At 37.9% G+C, this 19,372-nt stretch carries 11 protein-coding genes; 7 read left to right on the forward strand and 4 right to left on the reverse strand.

Annotated features, from left to right (window positions below):
* Window position 1: 1 nt before the first annotated feature.
* The 3 genes from RIB54_RS06745 to RIB54_RS06755 form a co-directional block, all read right to left on the reverse strand.
* Window positions 2-2,467, reverse strand: a complete 2,466-nt coding sequence (locus RIB54_RS06745) for an ABC transporter permease (protein WP_350099951.1) — start codon at window positions 2,465-2,467, stop codon at window positions 2-4.
* Window positions 2,468-2,619: 152 nt separating this feature from the next.
* Entirely contained in the window at window positions 2,620-3,354 is a 735-nt protein-coding gene (locus tag RIB54_RS06750) for a VIT1/CCC1 transporter family protein (protein WP_350099954.1), read from the reverse strand.
* A complete protein-coding gene (locus RIB54_RS06755; protein ID WP_350099956.1) occupies window positions 3,338-4,438 on the reverse strand; it encodes an o-succinylbenzoate synthase in 1,101 nt (366 codons plus the stop codon). Before RIB54_RS06755 ends, RIB54_RS06750 begins: the two co-directional genes overlap by 17 nt.
* Window positions 4,439-4,511: 73 nt before the next feature.
* Between RIB54_RS06755 and RIB54_RS06760 the strand changes: the two genes are divergently transcribed.
* Window positions 4,512-5,714 (forward strand): S-adenosylmethionine:tRNA ribosyltransferase-isomerase, encoded by a 1,203-nt coding sequence (locus RIB54_RS06760; RefSeq protein WP_350099958.1) that lies wholly within the window; start codon window positions 4,512-4,514, stop codon window positions 5,712-5,714.
* On the opposite strand, the gene RIB54_RS06765 is transcribed toward RIB54_RS06760, so the two are convergent.
* Window positions 5,715-8,048 carry an OmpA family protein gene (locus RIB54_RS06765; protein ID WP_350099960.1) on the reverse strand — a complete coding sequence of 778 codons (2,334 nt, stop codon included), beginning with the start codon at window positions 8,046-8,048 and terminating at the stop codon, window positions 5,715-5,717. It lies immediately after the preceding gene.
* A 158-nt stretch (window positions 8,049-8,206) separates the two neighbouring features.
* On the opposite strand from RIB54_RS06765, the gene RIB54_RS06770 reads away from it, so the two are divergent.
* From RIB54_RS06770 to RIB54_RS06795, 6 genes are all read left to right on the forward strand, one after another.
* Complete coding sequence (locus RIB54_RS06770) at window positions 8,207-9,106, forward strand: mechanosensitive ion channel family protein (RefSeq protein WP_350099962.1); 900 nt, start codon at window positions 8,207-8,209, stop codon at window positions 9,104-9,106.
* A gap of 111 nt (window positions 9,107-9,217) precedes the next feature.
* Window positions 9,218-12,385, forward strand: a complete 3,168-nt coding sequence (locus RIB54_RS06775; protein ID WP_350099964.1) for a hypothetical protein — start codon at window positions 9,218-9,220, stop codon at window positions 12,383-12,385.
* A gap of 30 nt (window positions 12,386-12,415) precedes the next feature.
* The gene (locus RIB54_RS06780) at window positions 12,416-13,867 is read left to right on the forward strand and encodes a DUF4062 domain-containing protein (RefSeq protein WP_350068577.1); all 1,452 of its coding nucleotides are present in this window, start codon (window positions 12,416-12,418) and stop codon (window positions 13,865-13,867) included.
* A 4-nt stretch (window positions 13,868-13,871) separates the two neighbouring features.
* Window positions 13,872-17,024 (forward strand): nSTAND1 domain-containing NTPase, encoded by a 3,153-nt coding sequence (locus RIB54_RS06785; RefSeq protein WP_350068579.1) that lies wholly within the window; start codon window positions 13,872-13,874, stop codon window positions 17,022-17,024.
* Window positions 17,008-18,096 carry a porin family protein gene (locus RIB54_RS06790; protein WP_350099966.1) on the forward strand — a complete coding sequence of 363 codons (1,089 nt, stop codon included), beginning with the start codon at window positions 17,008-17,010 and terminating at the stop codon, window positions 18,094-18,096. Before RIB54_RS06785 ends, RIB54_RS06790 begins: the two co-directional genes overlap by 17 nt.
* Window positions 18,096-19,331, forward strand: coding sequence for a hypothetical protein (locus RIB54_RS06795; protein ID WP_350099969.1), 1,236 nt, complete (start codon window positions 18,096-18,098; stop codon window positions 19,329-19,331). Before RIB54_RS06790 ends, RIB54_RS06795 begins: the two co-directional genes overlap by 1 nt.
* Window positions 19,332-19,372: the final 41 nt, after the last annotated feature.

Raw genomic sequence — 19,372 nt, forward strand, 5'->3', positions numbered from 1 at the left:
ATTATTCGTACCTTAATGATTCAACAGGGTTAACTCTGGTGGCTTTAATAGTTTGGTAGCTAACCGTTATCAATGAGACTAACAAAACAGCTATACCTGCAATAACAAATACCATAGGTGAAATCGGCTGTTTATAAGCGAAAGTATTCAGCCATTGCTCCATTAAATAATAAGTAATGGGTATTGCAATAACAACGGCAATGGTGACCAGCATTACAAACCCTTTAGACAGTAATACAAAGATCTGAGACTCGCTAGAGCCAAGCGTTTTCCTGATTCCTATTTCCTTAGTTCTCTGTTGGGCAGTAAAGGCAGAAAGTCCAAACAGACCTAGACAGCCAACCATAATAGCCAGTATGGCAAAAGAGCCAAACAGGTCTCCAAATTGCTGTTCATTTTCATACTGTCTGTTGAAATAGTCATCCAGAAAAAAGTAGGTAAATGGATTACCCGGAAATGCTGCGTTCCATGAGTTTTCTACATGTTCAATTGTGTTGGTCAAATTGTCTGTTTTTAGCTTGATGGAATAGTACTCACCCCCATAAATTGTACAGTAAAAGATAATTGGGTCTTGAGCCTGTTGCAATGAAACCTGATTGTAATCATTTACCACACCTACAACAATAGGGTTCCACTGAAAGCCTGGAATTTCAATTGTTGAACCAATAGCATCTTCTGGAGTAGTATAGCCTAGCAATTCGGAAGCGTATCGAGTGAGAATTACAGATGTATCTGGATCATTTGTAAAGTCTTCCGAAAACTTTCTACCCGCCAAAAGCTTCATCTCAAATACATCAATGAAATTGTAGTCCATACTATTAAACCTCAGCACAACTTCAGCATCTTCTCCTGCACCATAAGGTTTAGCACCCACCTTATACTCCCTTTTCTTACCAGGAATAGTTACCGATGTGGTTACCGCAGATATATTCTTGTTTTTATCAAGTTCATTTCTGAAGACATCAATACTGGAGTTAAAAGCATTTCTATCTCGTGGAGCCACTCCTGGTCTCTCGATAACCAAAACCTGATCTACGTTCATCCCGATATCCTTATCCATCATAAAGTTGAGTTGATTATAGATAATCAAGGTTCCCGCAATAAGACCCACCGATGTTATAAACTGAAAAATGACCAGTCCCTTTCTGAGTAAAATCCCTTTAGAGTTGGTTTGAAGTTTTCCTTTCAGCACTGCAATAGGTTGAAAGCCAGATAATATAAATGCTGGATACAAACCAGAAAGCAACGTACCTATTAGCCAAAGGCCAACAATAAATATTCCTATCAGTGGTGTAAAAAAAGTAATCAAAGAAATGCTTAAGCTAGAAATGTCATTAAACACAGGTAATGCTAAAAACACCAGAAATATGGCCAGTATCAAAGCTGCGAAATTGATAATGGCTGACTCCATTAAAAATTGTCGCATCAACTGCTGTCTGAACGCCCCCATAGCCTTGCGCACACCCACTTCATTGGCTCTTTCCATAGCTTTGGCAGTAGAAAGATTGATGTAGTTTACCCAGGCAATTACTATGATAAAAATCGCGATGATCATCATAGCAAAAACATTGTCTGCGTCACCGTTTGCCTCCGGTTCTTCTGCCAAGTTTGAAGTTAGATGAATATCTGTGACAGGTTGTAGAAACAATATATCTTCTCGATTTCTTTCAGCCAGATTAGGAGAGTATTTATTCACCAATTCCGGCAATTGACCTTCCACATCTGCCCAGTTAGTATTACTTGACAAGCGAACATAGGTGTACATGTCTTTTCTACTCCAAGACTCATGATACCTGCCTGGTGCCCAATCGCCACGATTATAAAGGGTTTTATAAGAAAATAAGATATCAAACTTTAAATGTGTGTTCTCAGGAAGATTTGCTATAACGCCTGTCACTTCACATAGTTCATTGTTGAAATCATCATCATTCAACCTGATCATTTTACCGAGCGGCTCTTCATCACCAAAATACATTTGAGCATACTGTTCCGTAATTACAGCTGTATTTGGTTTGGATAAGGCTGTCTTAATATCACCTTTAAGCATTTCGTAACCAAACATTGGCAGGAATGCCGAGTCTGCATAGAGAAAGCGCTTATGCCTAAATTTAACAGGCTGACCGGGGGCATCTTCATAAGTAATAACAATGTTATTCTTGTAGCCCATGTTGTAAAGGCGAGCGTAGCTTTCCACCCCTGGAATATCCGCAAGCATTGCTGGCCCCACACCTGGATAATTTTCTGCACTATTAATAAGAAGTTCGTTGTTAATATACTGCTCCAACCCTACTCTGTATATCGTTTCAGGATTATTATGAAATTCATCATAACTATTTTCAAAGCTGACATACTTAACAATAAGGAGAAATGAAGCAGATCCGATTGCAAGACCTAGGATATTGATAAACGAGAATATCCGTTTTTTGAGTATACTCCGTAGAGCTACCTTAAGATAGTTTTTGACCATAATACGTGTTGTTTTGAGTTAATTGACCGATTGAATTTACCAAAAAAAATTCAGTCAAACTATATTAAAGGTGTTATTTGATCACTCTGTCAAAATAATCCATGTCTATTCCAGACAGATGAAAACTCCAAGTTATCAGAGCAGTTATAAACTCAACCAAAATAACTGGCTAGCACTTCCCCCACATAATAAGCCAAAAAAGCTGCCATACCACCCAATGTAAGGGTTTCCATTATTCCTTTCAAAAAAGGCTTTTCGGTTACCTTGCTTTTTAAGAAACCAACAAACATAAGTGCGGCTGCCGTTGAAAGACAGGAAATAAGAAAAAGGTTATCTCTGTTTAAGTCCATAAACTGGGCAAATATGTAGGCCAACAATGGAATGATTCCGACCAGATTAAATGATAAAAAAGTGGCAAAAGCAGTTTTGGATGGAGTCTTTTCATCTTTTGTCATTTCAAGTTCCTCTTTCATCATGGTGTCCACCCAAACCTCTTTATCTGACGTAATGACTTCTACTACTTGCTCCAATAACTCACCTTTAAACCCTTTAGCTTCATAAATTTCCCTAATCTCCTGAACTTCTCTTTCCCTTAAATTCTCAATTTCCCAGTATTCAATTTTTCGGTGCTTATCATAATTATCCCGATCGGCTTTAACTGAAAAGTAATTGCCAACCGACATGGAAAAACCATCAGCAATTAAATTGGCAAAGCCGAAAATTAAAACCCAATAGAGTTCTGCATTAGCCCCGGCCGCACCTGCAACCACTGCAAAAGTGGTAATTACACCATCTATTCCTCCATATACAAACTCTGAAATGTAATCTTTATTAAAAATCCAGATGTTACCTTCAGAATGAAGTTTGTTTTCAGTCAGTCTGGCCATTGTCTAAGAAAGATAAGTTCCAAGATTTATTTTGATCATAATGTATATACCCAGCTGACACAGTCAATGGAGATTCAATATTATTATGATAGAGTTTGCCAGTTCCAAGTCCTTGATAACTTATGGCCACTGTTTTACTAGCCAGTTGACTAATGGCATTTAATCCAATATTAGACTCAAGTGCAGAAGTAATCCACCAGCCAATATTCATGCTGTTGGCTAATTCAATCCACTCTAAGGATGAATGTATTCCGCCTATCAGGGTAGGTTTAATAATAATAAATTGAGGCTTAATTTTATCCAGTAGTTTGACTTTATCTGACTTTGTGTTAACCCCAATTAGCTCTTCATCAAGTGCAATATCGATAGGTGATTGCGCACAAAGCTTAGCCATCAAGTCATGTTGTCCTGCGGCAATAGGTTGTTCGATAGAATGAATACCATGACGCGCCATTGCCTCCATTTTATATAAGGCTTCTTCTGGTTTAAATGCTCCATTGGCATCTACTCTTACTAATATGTCCTGAGTATAATATTTTCGTCTTATGTATTGTAAAATATCTATCTCCTTTTCAAAATCCAGGGAGCCTACTTTCATTTTGATGCAGTCAAAACCTTCTGTTACCTTATCAGAAATTTGCAACAACATAGCTTCCATATGGCCCATCCATATCAGCCCATTGATTGGTATCTTTTCACCTGATGTGAAGAAATTAGTTTTGTAAATGAGTCTTTTACCGCCATTGAATAAATCTAAAAGAGCGGTTTCAATAGCAAATCTCAAGGCTGGATAATCATACCCAGCTACTTGCAAAGCCATATCAAAGATTTCCTGTTCCGACTTAGGAGCATCAAATTTCTGAATGGCTTTCAACTTTCTGTCAATTTCAGGCATTAACTCTTCTTTATCATCAATGCTTAACTTCTTTAAAGGACCGCACTCACCCAGCCCAAAGACTGTGGTGACATCTTTAGACCAAACCTTGATAATAAATGTCTCTTTTACTTTTAAAACCCCTCGGGAAGTGCCGGCAGGAAATCGGAAATCCAATGTATAGGGATGGATGGAATACTGAAGGGCCATTTTCGAAAGTTAACCCTTAATTTGAGCGTTTTAAACCACTTAATCAATATTCTTCAGCCTATATTTGCGCAAAATGAAGAATACGCCTACTGAAATAAGTCTAAACGACTACACATATAATTTACCCGAAGAAAAAATAGCCAAGGAGCCTCTAAAAGAACGTAGTGACTCAAAGCTTCTTACTTATAAAAATGGTGAAATATCTCACGATGTTTTTAACAACATTGCTGAGCACATTTCTTCGGGTACATGTCTGATTTTCAATAATACAAGGGTTATTCCAGCAAGGTTATTTTTTGTAAAAGACACAGGTGCATTAATAGAGATATTCCTTTTGGAGCCTATAGCTCCTACTAATGAAGTGGCTAGTGCCATGCTTGTGAAAAACACCTGCATATGGAAGTGTATGATAGGCAACCTTAAAAAATGGAAGGAAGGTCAAGCGCTGAATTTGGCGTTACCAAATGGTCAGAGCTTAAAAGCTAAAATAACCGATCGTGAACAGCAATTAATTGAGTTCTCATGGGATACCGATGAGGAATTTGTGCATGTATTAGAGGCCGCTGGAAAAATACCTCTTCCTCCCTATATTAATAGAGAAGTAACTTTTGAAGATCAGGAAAGATATCAGACCGTGTATTCAAAATTTGAGGGTGCTGTTGCTGCTCCAACAGCAGGCCTGCATTTTGATGACAAAACGCTCGATTCATTAGCCATCAAAGGAGTTGGTTTTGATTATCTCACATTGCACGTTAGTGCAGGCACATTCCAGCCTATAAAGGTGGATAATGTTTTGGAACATGCTATGCATTCAGAACAGGTAGTGGTTACCTTCGAAAACATTGAAAACTTACTCAATAATGATTTCATAGTTTCTGTAGGAACTACATCTATGAGAACTTTAGAAAGCCTCTATTGGTATGGTGTGAAGTTGCTAAACTCAGAGAGTGAATTCTTCATCCACAAACTTTATCCATATCAGCATGATGCAGAAAATCTGCCTTCAAAAAATGAAGCATTGATAGCTGTTAAAAGTCACTTAACAGAAAATGGGTTAACCCAAATTACAGGGCAAACTGAGATCTTCATATTTCCAGGTTATGAATTTAGAATCTGTAATGGACTAATTACCAATTTCCACCTGCCAGGTTCTACGCTAATATTATTGGTGGCTGCCTTTATTGGTGAAGATTGGCGGGAAGTATATAAAAAAGCGATAGCCAATGACTACCGCTTTTTAAGTTATGGGGATTCTTCTTTATTACTGCCAGGGTAATTACCTGCTTGCCTGATCCAGCGCCACTAGTTCAACCTCAACTCTTCTACTTTCTTCCGCATTACCACCTGCATTTTTAGTGGCACCAAAAGCTTTTGCAATAATCCTTCTTCTTACTATCTCTCCTTTTTGGTTAATATAGTCCAATACTGCAATTGCCCTTTCATTTGACAGTTTTTTATTAAACTCTTCATTACCTTCTGCTGAGGCATATCCTGATATCTGCACACCTAGTTCAGGGTATTTCTTTAAGGCATCTATAACTTTATCCAGTTCTTCATGGTATGAATTCTTTAATTCACTTTTGGATACATCAAAGTATAATTTTGAGACTTTATTAAGCAGGGACTTATCATAGGTTACCGGCTGATTAGCTTTTTCTGCCTTTTGTTTTTCCGCTTCCTCAGTTACATACATTGTAGGCAGTGAGAATATAGTTTTGCCATCAACCTCTTTCTTCTCAAATTTACTTTCATCACTTTCATCATAATAGTAAACCCTGGTGGCCTGTTCCAATTCCTGACTTGAGTCAAAACTAACATCATCAATTGAGTTGGTCATGTATATAAGGCTTGTTAAATACTCTATGCCTTTTTCATCACTTGCAGCAATTAGGTCGTTCATGAGATCATAAACATCAATGCTATCACTTTTAATCAATGCTGATTCATGTGTTTTTCTAAAATCTGTTACCGCATCTTCATGGGTATCATAAAAGGCGTTTTTAACTTCTACAGACTGCCCAACAACAACATCAAATTGCTTAATGGTTTTTAAATAAATCATCTGAAATAGCTCATAGAAATAGGTTTGTCCAGGAATATTAATATTCAGAGTATAAGGTAAAAAACCCTCCGACTCTATGATCATATCATAATTCTTAGCAGGCGGAAGAATGATAAGATAGTTGCCGGTTTTAGGATCTGGCTGATAAACAAAATCCAGTTTCTTTCCAGATTCATTATCAATCATATAAATCTGGGTTGGCAGTGGTTGACCTGTTTCGCCATCTAAAATTCTACCTTTGATCATGGTAAGAGGCACATTTGCTTCCTCTTCTGGCATGTCTATGGTGTAGATATCCTGGCCACCATTTCCTCCTTTTCTATTAGAGGAGAAGTAGCCTTTTCTACCATCAGCTGTTAAGGTGAAGTAATTATCATCAGCCGTGGTATTAATTGGATAGCCCATATTTTCAGGCTTTGTCCATTCATCATTAAACAGCCGGGTTACGAAAATATCCCTGCCTCCCATCGTATTATGACCATCAGAAGTAAAAAACAGTGTCCATTGATCAGGGTGAATAAAAGGTGCATCTTCGTTGTATTTTGAATTAATCTTCGGACCCAGATTCACAGCCTCACCCCATTCTCCAGATTCCAATTTCTTGATTTGATAAATATCTAAACCTCCGTACCCACCAGGTCTGTTACTGGCGAAATACATTGTTTTACCATCAGGGGTTATACTAGCTGTACTTTCCAAATGCCTAATGGTATTTATCTTTGGACCTAAAGTGGTAGGTATTGACCATTCCTTTCCAGATTTATCTATGGAATATAAGTTACCAGCTCCTTCCGCTGCGCCAATAAAAATCAGCATTCTTTGACCATCTGCAGACAGCCCTGCAGTACCCACATTATAATTAGAAGTAATTTCTATTTTTTCGGGTTGCGACCAAGTACCCGATTGGTTGTAAGAAATATATACTTCCTCAATAAACTCCTCGTTAGATCTGGTTTTTCCTGTATTTGGTCTCAGGGCAGTATAAGCCATTACACTCTCATCTGCTGAGACAACAGGATTGTATTCTGTGTAAGATGAATTGATTACCTGACCAAAGTTATGGATTGAAATATCCTTTGGACTGCTCATCATTATTAAAGCATTATTAGCTATTTCAAGAGCTCTATCAACTTTTTGAATTTCGGCCCGCTCATCCTTCAATACAGCTTTATATTGCTGATAAAAGTCAATAGCCTTCTCAACCTGTCCATCAAGATGGTACACTGCTGCCATATCAAACAGTAACTTTGGCGGCAACCGATCCTTGCCTAACTTAACGGCCTGCTCAAAATAAGGAATGGCTTTTACCTGCTCATTTATCTCGAAAGATTGCTCATAGCAGACACCTGTGTTGTAGTAAACCAGTGCATCACCTTCACCAGCTTCAATAGCTTCCAGGTAAAGCTTTAATGCCTCATTATAGTTTCTGATTTTAAAATACTTATCTGCATTGAAAACGGTTTTGCTGACACCCTGTGCCTGAACCGTCCCTACCAAAAAAATACCGAGTACTAAAATGAATACTCCGGAGTAGACTGACTTTTTCATTATGTTTTGTTTATAGACAATATCTATTTTAACCAAAATAGTATATCAAATTGATATTTACTACTTGGATTTATATTAATTCGACTTCAAATTTAAGGATTTATGCCATATCAATCGTTTATTTTTTGATATCTTAAGCGCTTAGACATTACTTCTGCATGGATGAACTAAAAATTTTACTTAATGACCTATGGGAGGTATTGAAGGATATCGCTTACTTTTTTTCTGTTAAACTCTTCAGCATTGGCAATTCTGAAATCACTCTGATTACCATTGTATACCTGCTTATTTCAGTTATTTTATTAAACTTTTTTTCAAACAGGCTTAGTAAGTTCATAGGTAATACGGTATTAAAAAAATATACCACTATTCCATCAACTGCTCAATCTGTATCTACTATTATAAGATATGTCTTTCTTATAGTGGGCATGATGGTAATTGTGCAGACTGCGGGAATTGATCTAAGTGCGCTGAGTATATTGGCCGGTGCTTTAGGAGTTGGTATTGGTTTTGGATTGCAAAACATTACGAACAACTTTATTTCGGGAATCATCATTTTGTTCGAGCAACCCATTAAGCTTGGCGACCGAATTGAAGTAGGAGATATTAAAGGTGATGTCCTTAAAATATCAGCCAGAGCTACAACTGTAGTAACCAATGATAATATATCTGTTATTGTGCCTAATTCAGAATTTATAAGTTCAACGGTGATTAACTGGAGCCACAATGATAGAAATGTTAGTTTTAGATTTCCTGTTGGCGTGGCCTATAAGGAAGATCCTAAAAGGATAAAAGCCTTATTGCTTGAAGTAGCTGCTGAAAACCCTGGAGTTCTTGACAGCCCTGCTCCTGATGTTTTATTTGATGAATTTGGAGACAGCTCGCTCAACTTCTTCCTGAGGGTCTGGACCAGTGACTTTACCAGCCGGCCTAACATATTAAAAAGTCAGTTGTATTATTCTATCTTTGAAAAATTTAAAACTAACAATATCGAAATTCCTTTCCCACAACAAGACTTACATCTAAAATCTGGATTTACGTTAACAAACAAGTCGTAAAAAAGTTTAGATTCTCCTAATTAAGGCTATTTTTACCTTTCACTTTTATTCCTTTTTATTAAGAAGTTGTGTAGATATTACATAACTTGGCTTGATTTAGGAAGTTGTAATATGAAGGTAAAACAAACTCTTTTAAACGCTCTCAATGTTAATGAAGACGAATCTACCCAGGTATTTGCTCTTCTAGCCATGGGCTTTTTCATGGGTATTTTCCTTGCCACATTAGATGTTGGTGCAGCAGCATTATTCCTTAATAATTTAGATGAGCAGCAGGTAGAGGAGCAATTACCCCTGGCTATATTGGTTTCAGGTATATTGGGTATAGTTTTTACTGCATTATATAACTTCTTCCAAAACCGCATCTCCTTTAAGGCCCTTGGGTTTGGAGCCTTATTTATAGTTACCTTAACACTGTTAGGAGTTGAAGTAGCTTTTAGGAATTTGTCGGATCCTATTCCAATTTATTTCTTCGCCTTTACATTTATAGTGCCTGCCAATTTTATGGTAATGCTTGTCTTCTGGGGAGCATTTGGCAGGATGTTTAGCCTCAGACAAGCTAAGAGAATTATTGGTGGTATTGATACAGGGCAATTGATTGCCTCGATTATCGCTTTATTCTCAATCCCTCTTATTGTACCTGCTTTATTAGAAACTGATGACCTATTATTTATAAGTCTGATTGCCATTGTTGGTAATATGTTTGTTTTCTTTTATATCATAAGAAGTAACTTATTGCAAAAGAAAGATCACAAAGATACCTACAGTATTTCTTATGGTGGGCTCATCCGAAACCCATATATAGCCCTAATGGCACTTTTTGTTATCATTTCAATGGTAGGCATCAACTTTGTTGACTACTCGTTTTTAACGGTTACAACCGCGCGTTTTGATGAGAATGAGCTTCCTACTTTCTTAAGCTTGTTTGAAGCAACTGTTGTAATCTTTAGTTTTCTTTTTCAAACATTCGTAACTGACAAGGTTATTCAACTTTATGGTTTAAAAGTAGCACTTCTTGTAAACCCACTGCTAATCATAATTTTTACTGCCATTGCTATTCCTATAGGTTATTCTTTTGGTTACAATAGTGCTAGTGGTGAAGCCATTATATTCTTCTTTATTATAATAGCAATGAGCAAGCTGTTCATTTCATCATTGAAAGATGCATTGGATGGACCCGCTTTTAAGTTGTACTTTCTGCCAATTGATTCTACAGTAAGGTTTGATGTTCAAACCAAAATTGAAGGTGTTGTTACTGCTTTTGCTGGGCTAATAGCAGGGGGTCTCATTATCTTAATTAATAATGTAGATGTCTTTACATTAATACACATTTCAATATTTACGCTTCCCGTTGTGGTCTTGTGGTTCTACATCACTCGTAAAATGCATAACAATTATAAGAGCACACTTCAATCCACTTTGATAAAAAATAAGGAGCAGTCATCCAATACTGTTGTTAAGCAATACTCCGTATCTAAGGTTTTAGAAAATGAAATCTATAGCCAGACAGAAGAAAAAGTTATCTATGGCTTGAAGCTCATGGAAAAAATTGAGCCTGCGCTCTTCGAATCCTCAATTGTTAAACTTCTTGATAGCGATTCACAAAAAATTAAATCATATGCAAAGGATAAAATCAAGAATCTGGAATTAGACTTTGATAAGTCTTCAGATTTTGGCCAACTGGCAAAACAAGCTGTGCAAGATGCTGAAGATAATGAAATCATATCCATTCCTGCTGATAAATTAGGCAAGTTGAGTAAATCCATAAAAAGCCAGGATAGGATATTGGCTGCAAAACTGCTCAGAAAGCTGGTAACGGCTAAAAACATTTTCATCCTTTTGGAGCTGCTACGTGACATTGACCCTAAGGTGAGAATGGAAGCCGTAATAACTGCCAGAAAGGTTAAACGTCCTGAAACCTGGGGCGTGCTCGTAGAAATGCTCAACTCTCCCACCTACAGTAATGCTGCAGCATCAGCATTGGTCGAGGCCGGGGAAGCGGCTCTTTTTACTCTTGAAACATCATTTCATAAATCTGGTCAAACAGACCATGCCAGGCTTAAGATAGTTCAGATCATTGGTCGCATTGGTGGACAGAAAGCTGTTGATCTGCTCTGGAACAAAATTGAGCACCCTGATAGACGAATTGTCAGGCAAATACTGCTTTCATTCAGGTACTTCAACTATCAAGCTACAGAAAGACAAGTATCCAGCTTGACTAATTTGCTCGAGAATGAAATGGGTAAAGTACTTTGGAATCTAGCGGCACTAACTGAAATCCCAAAACAAGAGCATTTCAAGTACCTTAGAGGTGCTATAAAAGAGGAGATTGATGAGAACTATGATACCATCTACATGTATATGTCTATCTTGTACGATCCACAGTCTGTGCAGTTGGTGAGAGAAAATATTGAATCAGGAACATCAGAGGGTATTGCTTTTGCTATTGAACTATGCGATTTATTTGTAGATCAGGAATTGAAGCCCAAGTTGTTTCCTCTTATGGATGATATTTCAATAAATGAAAAAATAATACAACTGCAAGGCTATTTCCCCCGGGAAAATTATAACATCGTGCAGGTACTAAATTACTTACTCAATAAAAACTACAATCAGGTTAACAGGTGGACCAAAGCGTGTACTATTCACTGTTTAGCTTTTGTTAAAGAATTTAGGATTAGCCGAGGACTAATTGCACAGTTATTTAATAATGATGCCTTCTTACAAGAAGTTGCCGCATGGGTAATGTACTATAAAGACCAGCATATATTTGACGATATTAGTAACAGGCTTAAGCCTGAAGTTAAAAAGCTGTTGAATGACACTGTTGAGAAAAACAGATTACAAGAAGGCCTGGCTGATGGATATTATATGGGTATAGAAATGGTTATGTTTTTAAAAACCGTTCCATTTTTCAAAAACATAAAAGGGCTATTGCTTTGTGACCTTGTGGACAAGATGACAAATGTAAATCTCAAGGGTAATGAATTGATTAAAATACCCCAGACCGAGGATGAAGAGAGAATTTTTGTTATCGCGGATGGTGAAGTTTTTCTAAAGAAAGGAAGTACTGAAATTAGGAGATTGAAAAAAGGTGATGTATTTGGTACTCTTTTCCACCTTGAAAATAAGATTGAGGCCGACACAATAGAATCATTTGGAGATTCTGTAGTTTTCCATATCTCTGTTTATGACTTTTATAATGTTATGGCCAACCATCATGAATTAGCACAAGGTTTTATCAAAAACATTGAAAGTAGCTTAATTAAAGAAACCTCTTAAAAAATAAACCAACGCAATAACTTATAGTATATGGCTTTTGAAATAGATGTTTTGATCACTTTTGCTAACGAAGATAACCAGTCAGGAAATGAGCGTGGCTGGGTTCAGGAATTCAAACACTTTCTTGAACTTATGTTAGTTCAGGTATTGGGAACCAAACCCAATATCATGTTGAAATCAGAGCATGACTCAATAACAGGCGGTAACCTGAAAAAAGTGGCCATTTTAGTGCCCATACTATCCCCCGCTTTTGTAGCCTCCGGAGAGTCCTTAGACACTATAGAGTCATTTTACGGAACATTCAAAAAAACAGACACGGCAAGGGTATTTAAGATTTTGAAACGACCGGTCAGCATTGAAGAGCAACCAGCTAAACTCAAAGAGCTCATAGGCTATGATCTCTATGATTTTGATATTGATACCGGAGATATAGAAGACTATACCGATTTCTTTAGTCCCGAAGCAGAGCGTAGTTTCTGGATGAAAATGGTTGACCTTGCATATGATATCCATGAGTCTTTAATCACTCTTAATGAGCTGGAGAAAAAAGGGGAAGTAAAACATATTTACGAGCGGAGGTGTATTTACCTTGCTGAAACGGGTCATGACCTTTCAATTCAAAGGAATATCATTAAAAGAGAACTACAGCGTCATGGTTATAAAGTGCTGCCAGACAAAACCTTACCACAAGATGTAGACAGCCTTAAAAAGGAAATAGATAAAGAACTTGAAGAGTGTAGCCTTTCCATTCACCTAATAGGAAGTTCTTATGGAGATATTCCTGAAGGTAGTGATAAGTCGGTTGTAGACCTTCAGAATCAGATAGCAGCACAGCGCAGTGCTAGCTTAAAAGACAAGACAAAATTTTCAAGGTTAATTTGGATTTCCAATCAGCTCAACCAAGCCAGTGAAAAGCAAATTGCTTTTATAGAAAATATAAAACGAGACCTTGCTTCTTCTGAAGGCACGGAGATCTTGCAGACCGCATTAGAAGACTTCAAAAACATAATTCGTGAAGAGCTCATAGAAGTTGGAATTGACAAAAAACTTGGGAAATCAAGAGATATTGCAGACAATGGCAACCCATCTATTTACTTGTTACATGATAAAGTTGATGCAAAAGCAGTAGCCCCATTTAAATCACATATTGAGAAGGCAGGTTATAAAGTGCTTCTGCCCGCTTTTGAAGGGGACTTGCTTGAACTAAGACAGCAACACATCAACAATCTTCGCACGTTTGATGCTGCAATTATATTTCAGGAAAATGTTAATAACCAATGGGTTAGAATGAAACTGCTCGATTTACTAAAAGCTCCCGGATTTGGTAGAAGAAAACCAATTACAGGAAAAGCAATCATTAGTAATAGGGAAGATAAGTTAGATATTAGTGCTTATAAAAATTATAATGTTACGGTAATAGATGGTGACAATAAAGAGGCACTGGATTCACTAAAGGTTTTTTTAGAAGAAATTAAAGAATAATATCATGAGTGAAGTCTTAGAAGATGTTGGTGGTGCTTTGCCTAGTGATAAAGTCACTGTAGACAATCCGTTTCCGGGACTTAGACCTTTCAAAATTGAAGAAAGTCATTTGTTCTTTGGTCGTGAAGGTCAAAGTGATGAAGTACTGCTCAAATTATCTAAGCATAGATTTGTTGGTGTAATAGGCCCTTCAGGAAGTGGTAAATCATCATTCATCTATTGTGGGGTACTCCCAATTCTATATGGCGGTTTTTTAACTGACACAAGCCCTAACTGGGAGGTAATAGTAACAAGACCTGGTGCAGGGCCTATTGACAATCTTGCAGAATCATTAATAGCAAAGGACACTTCCTATCTGGATTCTGATGATGAAGATAAAAAAATAAAGAAAACCATCATTACCACACTTCTAAAAAGCAGTTCCTTAGGATTGGTTGAGGCGGTTTTACAATCAAGAAGGGCACAGGACAAAAATTACTTGATTCTTGTCGACCAGTTTGAAGAGTTATTCAGATTTAAGGATAGTGAAGATACCGGCACGGTTAACGAAACATTGGCTTTTGTTAACCTCCTGATAGAAGCCATGAACTATTCTGATGTTCCCATATATGTGGCCATCACCATGCGTTCCGACTTTATTGGAGACTGTGCCCAATTCCCTGACTTAACAAAGAAAATTAACGATAGTCACTATCTGATTCCTCAAATGACCCGGGATCAGAAACGAAGGGCCATTGAAGGGCCGGTGGCTGTTGGACAGGCGCAAATTGCACAAAGACTCACACAGCAATTGCTTAACGATTTAGGTGATAGTACAGACCAATTGCCTATTCTTCAGCACGCACTGATGCGTACCTGGTCTTATTGGTCAAGGTATCGTGACTATGATGAAGAGCCTCTGGATATTAAGCATTATGAGGCCATTGGTACAATGGCAGAGGCCTTATCGATGCATGCCAATGAAGCCTATGATGAACTAACTGATGATCAGAAGCTAATATGCGAGTCTTTATTTAAAGCCATTACTGAAAAACGAGGTGAGAACTTCGGAATCAGGCGACCGACCAGACTGGGTGAAATAGCAGCCATAGCTGACGTAAGTGAAGAAGAAGTAATAGCTGTAATTGATAAATTCAGGGATCCGACAAGGTCACTCCTCACCCCTGCTTACACGGTGCCCCTTAATGCGAAATCAATGATTGACATTTCGCATGAAAGTTTGATGCGTATCTGGGTAAGGCTTAAAAACTGGGTGGATGATGAAGCTGAAGCTGTTCAAATGTATTTGCGTTTGTCTGAAGCTGCGGCCATGTATCAGGTTGGAAAAGCTGGACTTTGGAGGCCACCGGATTTGCAGCTGGCACTCAACTGGCAAGCCAAACACCGCCCTACCCTAGTTTGGGGACAGCGATATCACCCTGCTTTTGAACGGACAATGATCTTTTTGGAGTACTCCAAAAAAGAATTTGAAACCGAGCAAAGGATTAAAGAACTACAGGCCAAAAGAAGGCTTCGAAACGCTAGGATTGTTGCACTTGTTTTGGCCACAGCAACTGTGATATCTTTAGGATTCTTGATATTTGCTTTTTACCAAAGAACACTAGCTGAAAATGCAAGAGTAGAGGCTGAAAGAAATGAGAAATTAGCGACTGAAAATGCAGAACTCGCTGCAAAAAATGAAAAAGAAGCCACTGAAAATGCTGAATTAGCCACCAAGAGAGAGCAAGAGGCTCGAATTGCGGAACAAGATGCCTTGGAACAAAGAGACATTGCAACAAAAGCTTTGGCTGATGCTGAAGTTCAGCGTCAGCGTGCTGAAACAAACGCTGTAATAGCTCAGCAAAATGCAGATGCTGCATTAGAGGCTAAGAATGAAGCTGATATTGCAAAGAATGAGGCAATTAAGAATGAACAACTTGCCAAAGAGCAGAAGGCTGCTGCTGACAGGCTTCGGCTTCTTGCCATAGGTAAATCCATGGCCATAAAGTCAACTCAATTAAGAGAAGAACAGAAAGAGCTTAAGGGTCTCTTGGCACAACAAGCCTATATTTTCAACACTGAAAATGGTGGTGACAAATATGACAATGACATTTATGATGGACTTTATTACGCTATTAGGGATTTAAAAGACCCGCTTGTTGAAAGTCTTGGAGGCCATGACAAAGGTATTAGAGCAGTAGCCTCTTCTACAACCGGTGACGAGATTTTTACTGCCGATACACAGGGTAAAATACTGGGTTGGACATTGAAAGGTGTGCACAGAGTCGCAGATACAATTGTAAACCAAAGAGCAAACCACTTAATCCGTTCTATAGATGTAACCTCAGATAATAAGAGACTAATTGCTGGTGGTGAGTATCCCAGAACGGCAGGAGTAACGTTTGTTGAAATATTTGACACACAATCGCACGCCCGCTCTCAAGTGAATGGTTTTAAAGGGGAAATTTGGAATTTAATTATTACCCCCGATGATAAAAATTTCTACGCTTTAGACAATGGTGGTATGTCAATTCAGAAATCAGATTTTAATACTACAACTGTAGTGGCCTCCCCTTCTGCAAGACTTAATGATATTGCCTTATCAGATGATGGAAATTATATAATAGGCGCAGGAAATGATAAAGGGGTTTATTTGTATGATGTAAAAGCTGGTTTTAAAGAGACCAAAATTTATGACAATAATTCTAAGCTCTTGAATATTGCCATCAGTGCAGACAACATGGTTGCCATTGGTGATGAAAGTGGTTTGATTAAATTATTCAAACTTTTTGGAAACCAAGGGGCTACCAGACTGGTTGGCCATAGTTCACCAATAGAGGATCTGATTTTCAGTACAGACAGTCGCTTTTTGGCCTCTGCTTCCAGAGATAGAACAGTCAGATTATGGAATAGGGAAAACCTAACGGCCCAGCCAATAAAATTGCAAGATCATCCGGATTGGGTATTTACAGTTGCTTTCAGTCCTGACAACAGTCAGATTCTGGCCGGAACTAAAGAGAAGGTGGTAAGAGCCTGGCCTACGAATATAGAAGTGATGGCGGATAAAATTTGTGGTAAAATTGACAGGAACCTTAGCCAGGATGAGTGGGAAACCTATGTGGCAAAAACTGGAATTGAATATGACAAAACATGTGATCAGTATGAAAAGGGAAACTAAAATATTGAAGTTCTTAACTTTAGTATTCTTTATCACATTAATTTCAACAAAATCATTCTCTCAGTCATGCACACCCAACTTAAGAGAGGCAAGAGTAAGGTTTGATGAAGGTAAAATTCATGATGTTGCAGGTTTAATAAAAGAATGTATTGAGAAAAAGAGTTTTAATAACGAAGAGCTTACTGAAGCCTATAGACTTTTAATTCTCTCATACATTTATTTGGATGAAACTGAGAAGGCAGATGAAGCAATGCTTGGCTTACTTAGAGACAATCATGCCTATGAAATCAATGAAACAGCCGACCCTACAGAGTTAATTAACCTCTACAGAACATTCAGAACCAAACCCATATTCTTTTGGGGATTTAAATTGGGAGCAGCTACTACTTTTGTTAATGTTATCAAGAATTATGGATTAAACGATGCCAATTCAACTTTTGGGGAGTATAGTAACACCGTAGGTATCGAAGGTGGTTTAATGTTTGAAAAAATATTTTTCAATAGAATTGCCGCACATGCAGACCTCTCTTACAACAACAATTCGTTTACTTATGAAAATAATTATCTTAATGAACCTGATGGCAATGCGCTAATTGAACATCTATCAACTGAGACCCAAACCTCGTTAGGTTTCTCACTCATGGGGCAATATCTTATCAAAACCGAGTCTCAATTGAAGAAAAAAGGGCAACAAAAAATTAGACTCCCCTATGTGGGTATTGGAGCTACGCTAAAATATATCACTTCAAGTGACTTAGCCGCGGAGACTGATCGTGATAATGGAGGCGGAGCAGATGGAGCAGCGGAAGATCTAATTGGAGAAGGGTTTAGAAAACAATTAAACCCCACTATCGACATTGAAGCTGGTTATAAACTTAAATCCAAACTCAGTTTTATCAATCTCAGTGTTCGTTATAGCTATGGGTTACTAAACCTCACTGACAAACACTATGATAACGGTAGACTATCAACTTTTTATGGATGGGCTGCCAATGACATTAGCACTCATTTTGTAACCATTTCTGCCGGAATTCTAATTCCTAAATACAGTCCTAAAAAGCTTATTAAATAATGAAGCAATACTACATTGTTATTTTTTTCCTTTTAACACTAGCATTTGGTTGCAATGATGAAGAAGGTGCTGGACCTGGAGAGTCGGATACTTTTGTTAAACTATATGGCAGCAGATACGGTGAAGATGCCCAAGATTTACTTGTTGAAAGTGATGGCAGAATGCTTGTTCTTTCATCTACTGAAATAGAAATTGATGACGATACGTATTACAAGGTCATTGTTAGACAAATTGACGCATTGGGTAATTTATTATGGGAATCAACCTTCCCTTCTTCCGAAATTGAAAACACCCTACCCAACTATACAGGAAGCTCTATCATAAAGCATTTAGACGGTTACTTAATAATTGGGTCAAGTATAAACACTGACTCAGAAACCAGCGAATCAGAAACCAACATGTTGCTATTGAAAATCGACCAGTCAGGAAGCATGATTGCCACCAGTGAGTTTTCACTGGATGACGGGTCAACTGAGCTAAATGGAGTTGATGCAGTAGTTAATAGTGTTGGAGAATTAAAGGTTACTGCCCTTCTCAACTCAGATACCCAAAACTTATGGGTAGGCACTTTTGATGACAACCTGAACAATATCCCTGAATGCTCCTTTAGTTTTTCTTCAGCTGGCAGTGGCACAAGCCTTATTCAAGGTGCTTTTGTGGAAGAAAATAATGACATTGTATATTCTATCAGCACCTTTGTAAATAAGGGCAACAGCAGGTTAGTTAGGGTTCCATCTTGTCAGCCAACTCAAATTACAGGCCCTCTGATTTCAACAGAGGCAAATACTGCTTCTTATGACATCAATCAGCTCTCAACCTCACTGAATGGCTATGCCATGGTTGGAACCACCGATGTAAATGGGGATAATGATATTTTCTTGGCCAGGGTTGATGAATTTGGTGTTTTACAAGACTCTATACCTATTGTATTTGGAGGTGCTGACCTAGACGGGGACGAAGAAGGCTTTGGTATCTATCAAACCGCTGACGGAGGTTTTTTAATCACAGGTTCATCAGAATCCAATACGGAAGGAGGAAGTGACATTATTTTAATAAAGACAGATTTTAGGGGGAATGAACTTTGGTCAAGGTTTTACGGAGATCAAAACGATGAGCAAGCCAGTGAAATTGGTCAGGCCCCCGATGGTGGCTATCTTATTTTAGGAGATACAGAATTTGGCGGTATCAATACTTTGATACTTATCAAAACAGACAGACAGGGCAACGTTAATTAACGTCCCTCTATTATTTTATTCTATAGTGAAGATATATTGTT

This window comes from Fulvivirga sp. (assembly GCF_040218215.1).
Classification (GTDB): Bacteria; Bacteroidota; Bacteroidia; order Cytophagales; family Cyclobacteriaceae; genus Fulvivirga.

Bases quoted from the DNA above. Each gene is read 5' to 3' on its own strand.
- RIB54_RS06785 (WP_350068579.1), top strand. From the start codon at position 13,872: ATGAGTGAAGTCTTAGAAGATGTTGGTGGTGCTTTGCCTAGTGATAAA.
- RIB54_RS06755 (WP_350099956.1), bottom strand. From the start codon at position 4,438: ATGGCCCTTCAGTATTCCATCCATCCCTATACATTGGATTTCCGATTT.
- RIB54_RS06750 (WP_350099954.1), bottom strand. From the start codon at position 3,354: ATGGCCAGACTGACTGAAAACAAACTTCATTCTGAAGGTAACATCTGG.
- RIB54_RS06770 (WP_350099962.1), top strand. From the start codon at position 8,207: ATGGATGAACTAAAAATTTTACTTAATGACCTATGGGAGGTATTGAAG.
- RIB54_RS06775 (WP_350099964.1), top strand. From the start codon at position 9,218: ATGAAGGTAAAACAAACTCTTTTAAACGCTCTCAATGTTAATGAAGAC.
- RIB54_RS06765 (WP_350099960.1), bottom strand. From the start codon at position 8,048: ATGAAAAAGTCAGTCTACTCCGGAGTATTCATTTTAGTACTCGGTATT.
- RIB54_RS06780 (WP_350068577.1), top strand. From the start codon at position 12,416: ATGGCTTTTGAAATAGATGTTTTGATCACTTTTGCTAACGAAGATAAC.
- RIB54_RS06745 (WP_350099951.1), bottom strand. From the start codon at position 2,467: ATGGTCAAAAACTATCTTAAGGTAGCTCTACGGAGTATACTCAAAAAA.
- RIB54_RS06790 (WP_350099966.1), top strand. From the start codon at position 17,008: ATGAAAAGGGAAACTAAAATATTGAAGTTCTTAACTTTAGTATTCTTT.
- RIB54_RS06795 (WP_350099969.1), top strand. From the start codon at position 18,096: ATGAAGCAATACTACATTGTTATTTTTTTCCTTTTAACACTAGCATTT.
- RIB54_RS06760 (WP_350099958.1), top strand. From the start codon at position 4,512: ATGAAGAATACGCCTACTGAAATAAGTCTAAACGACTACACATATAAT.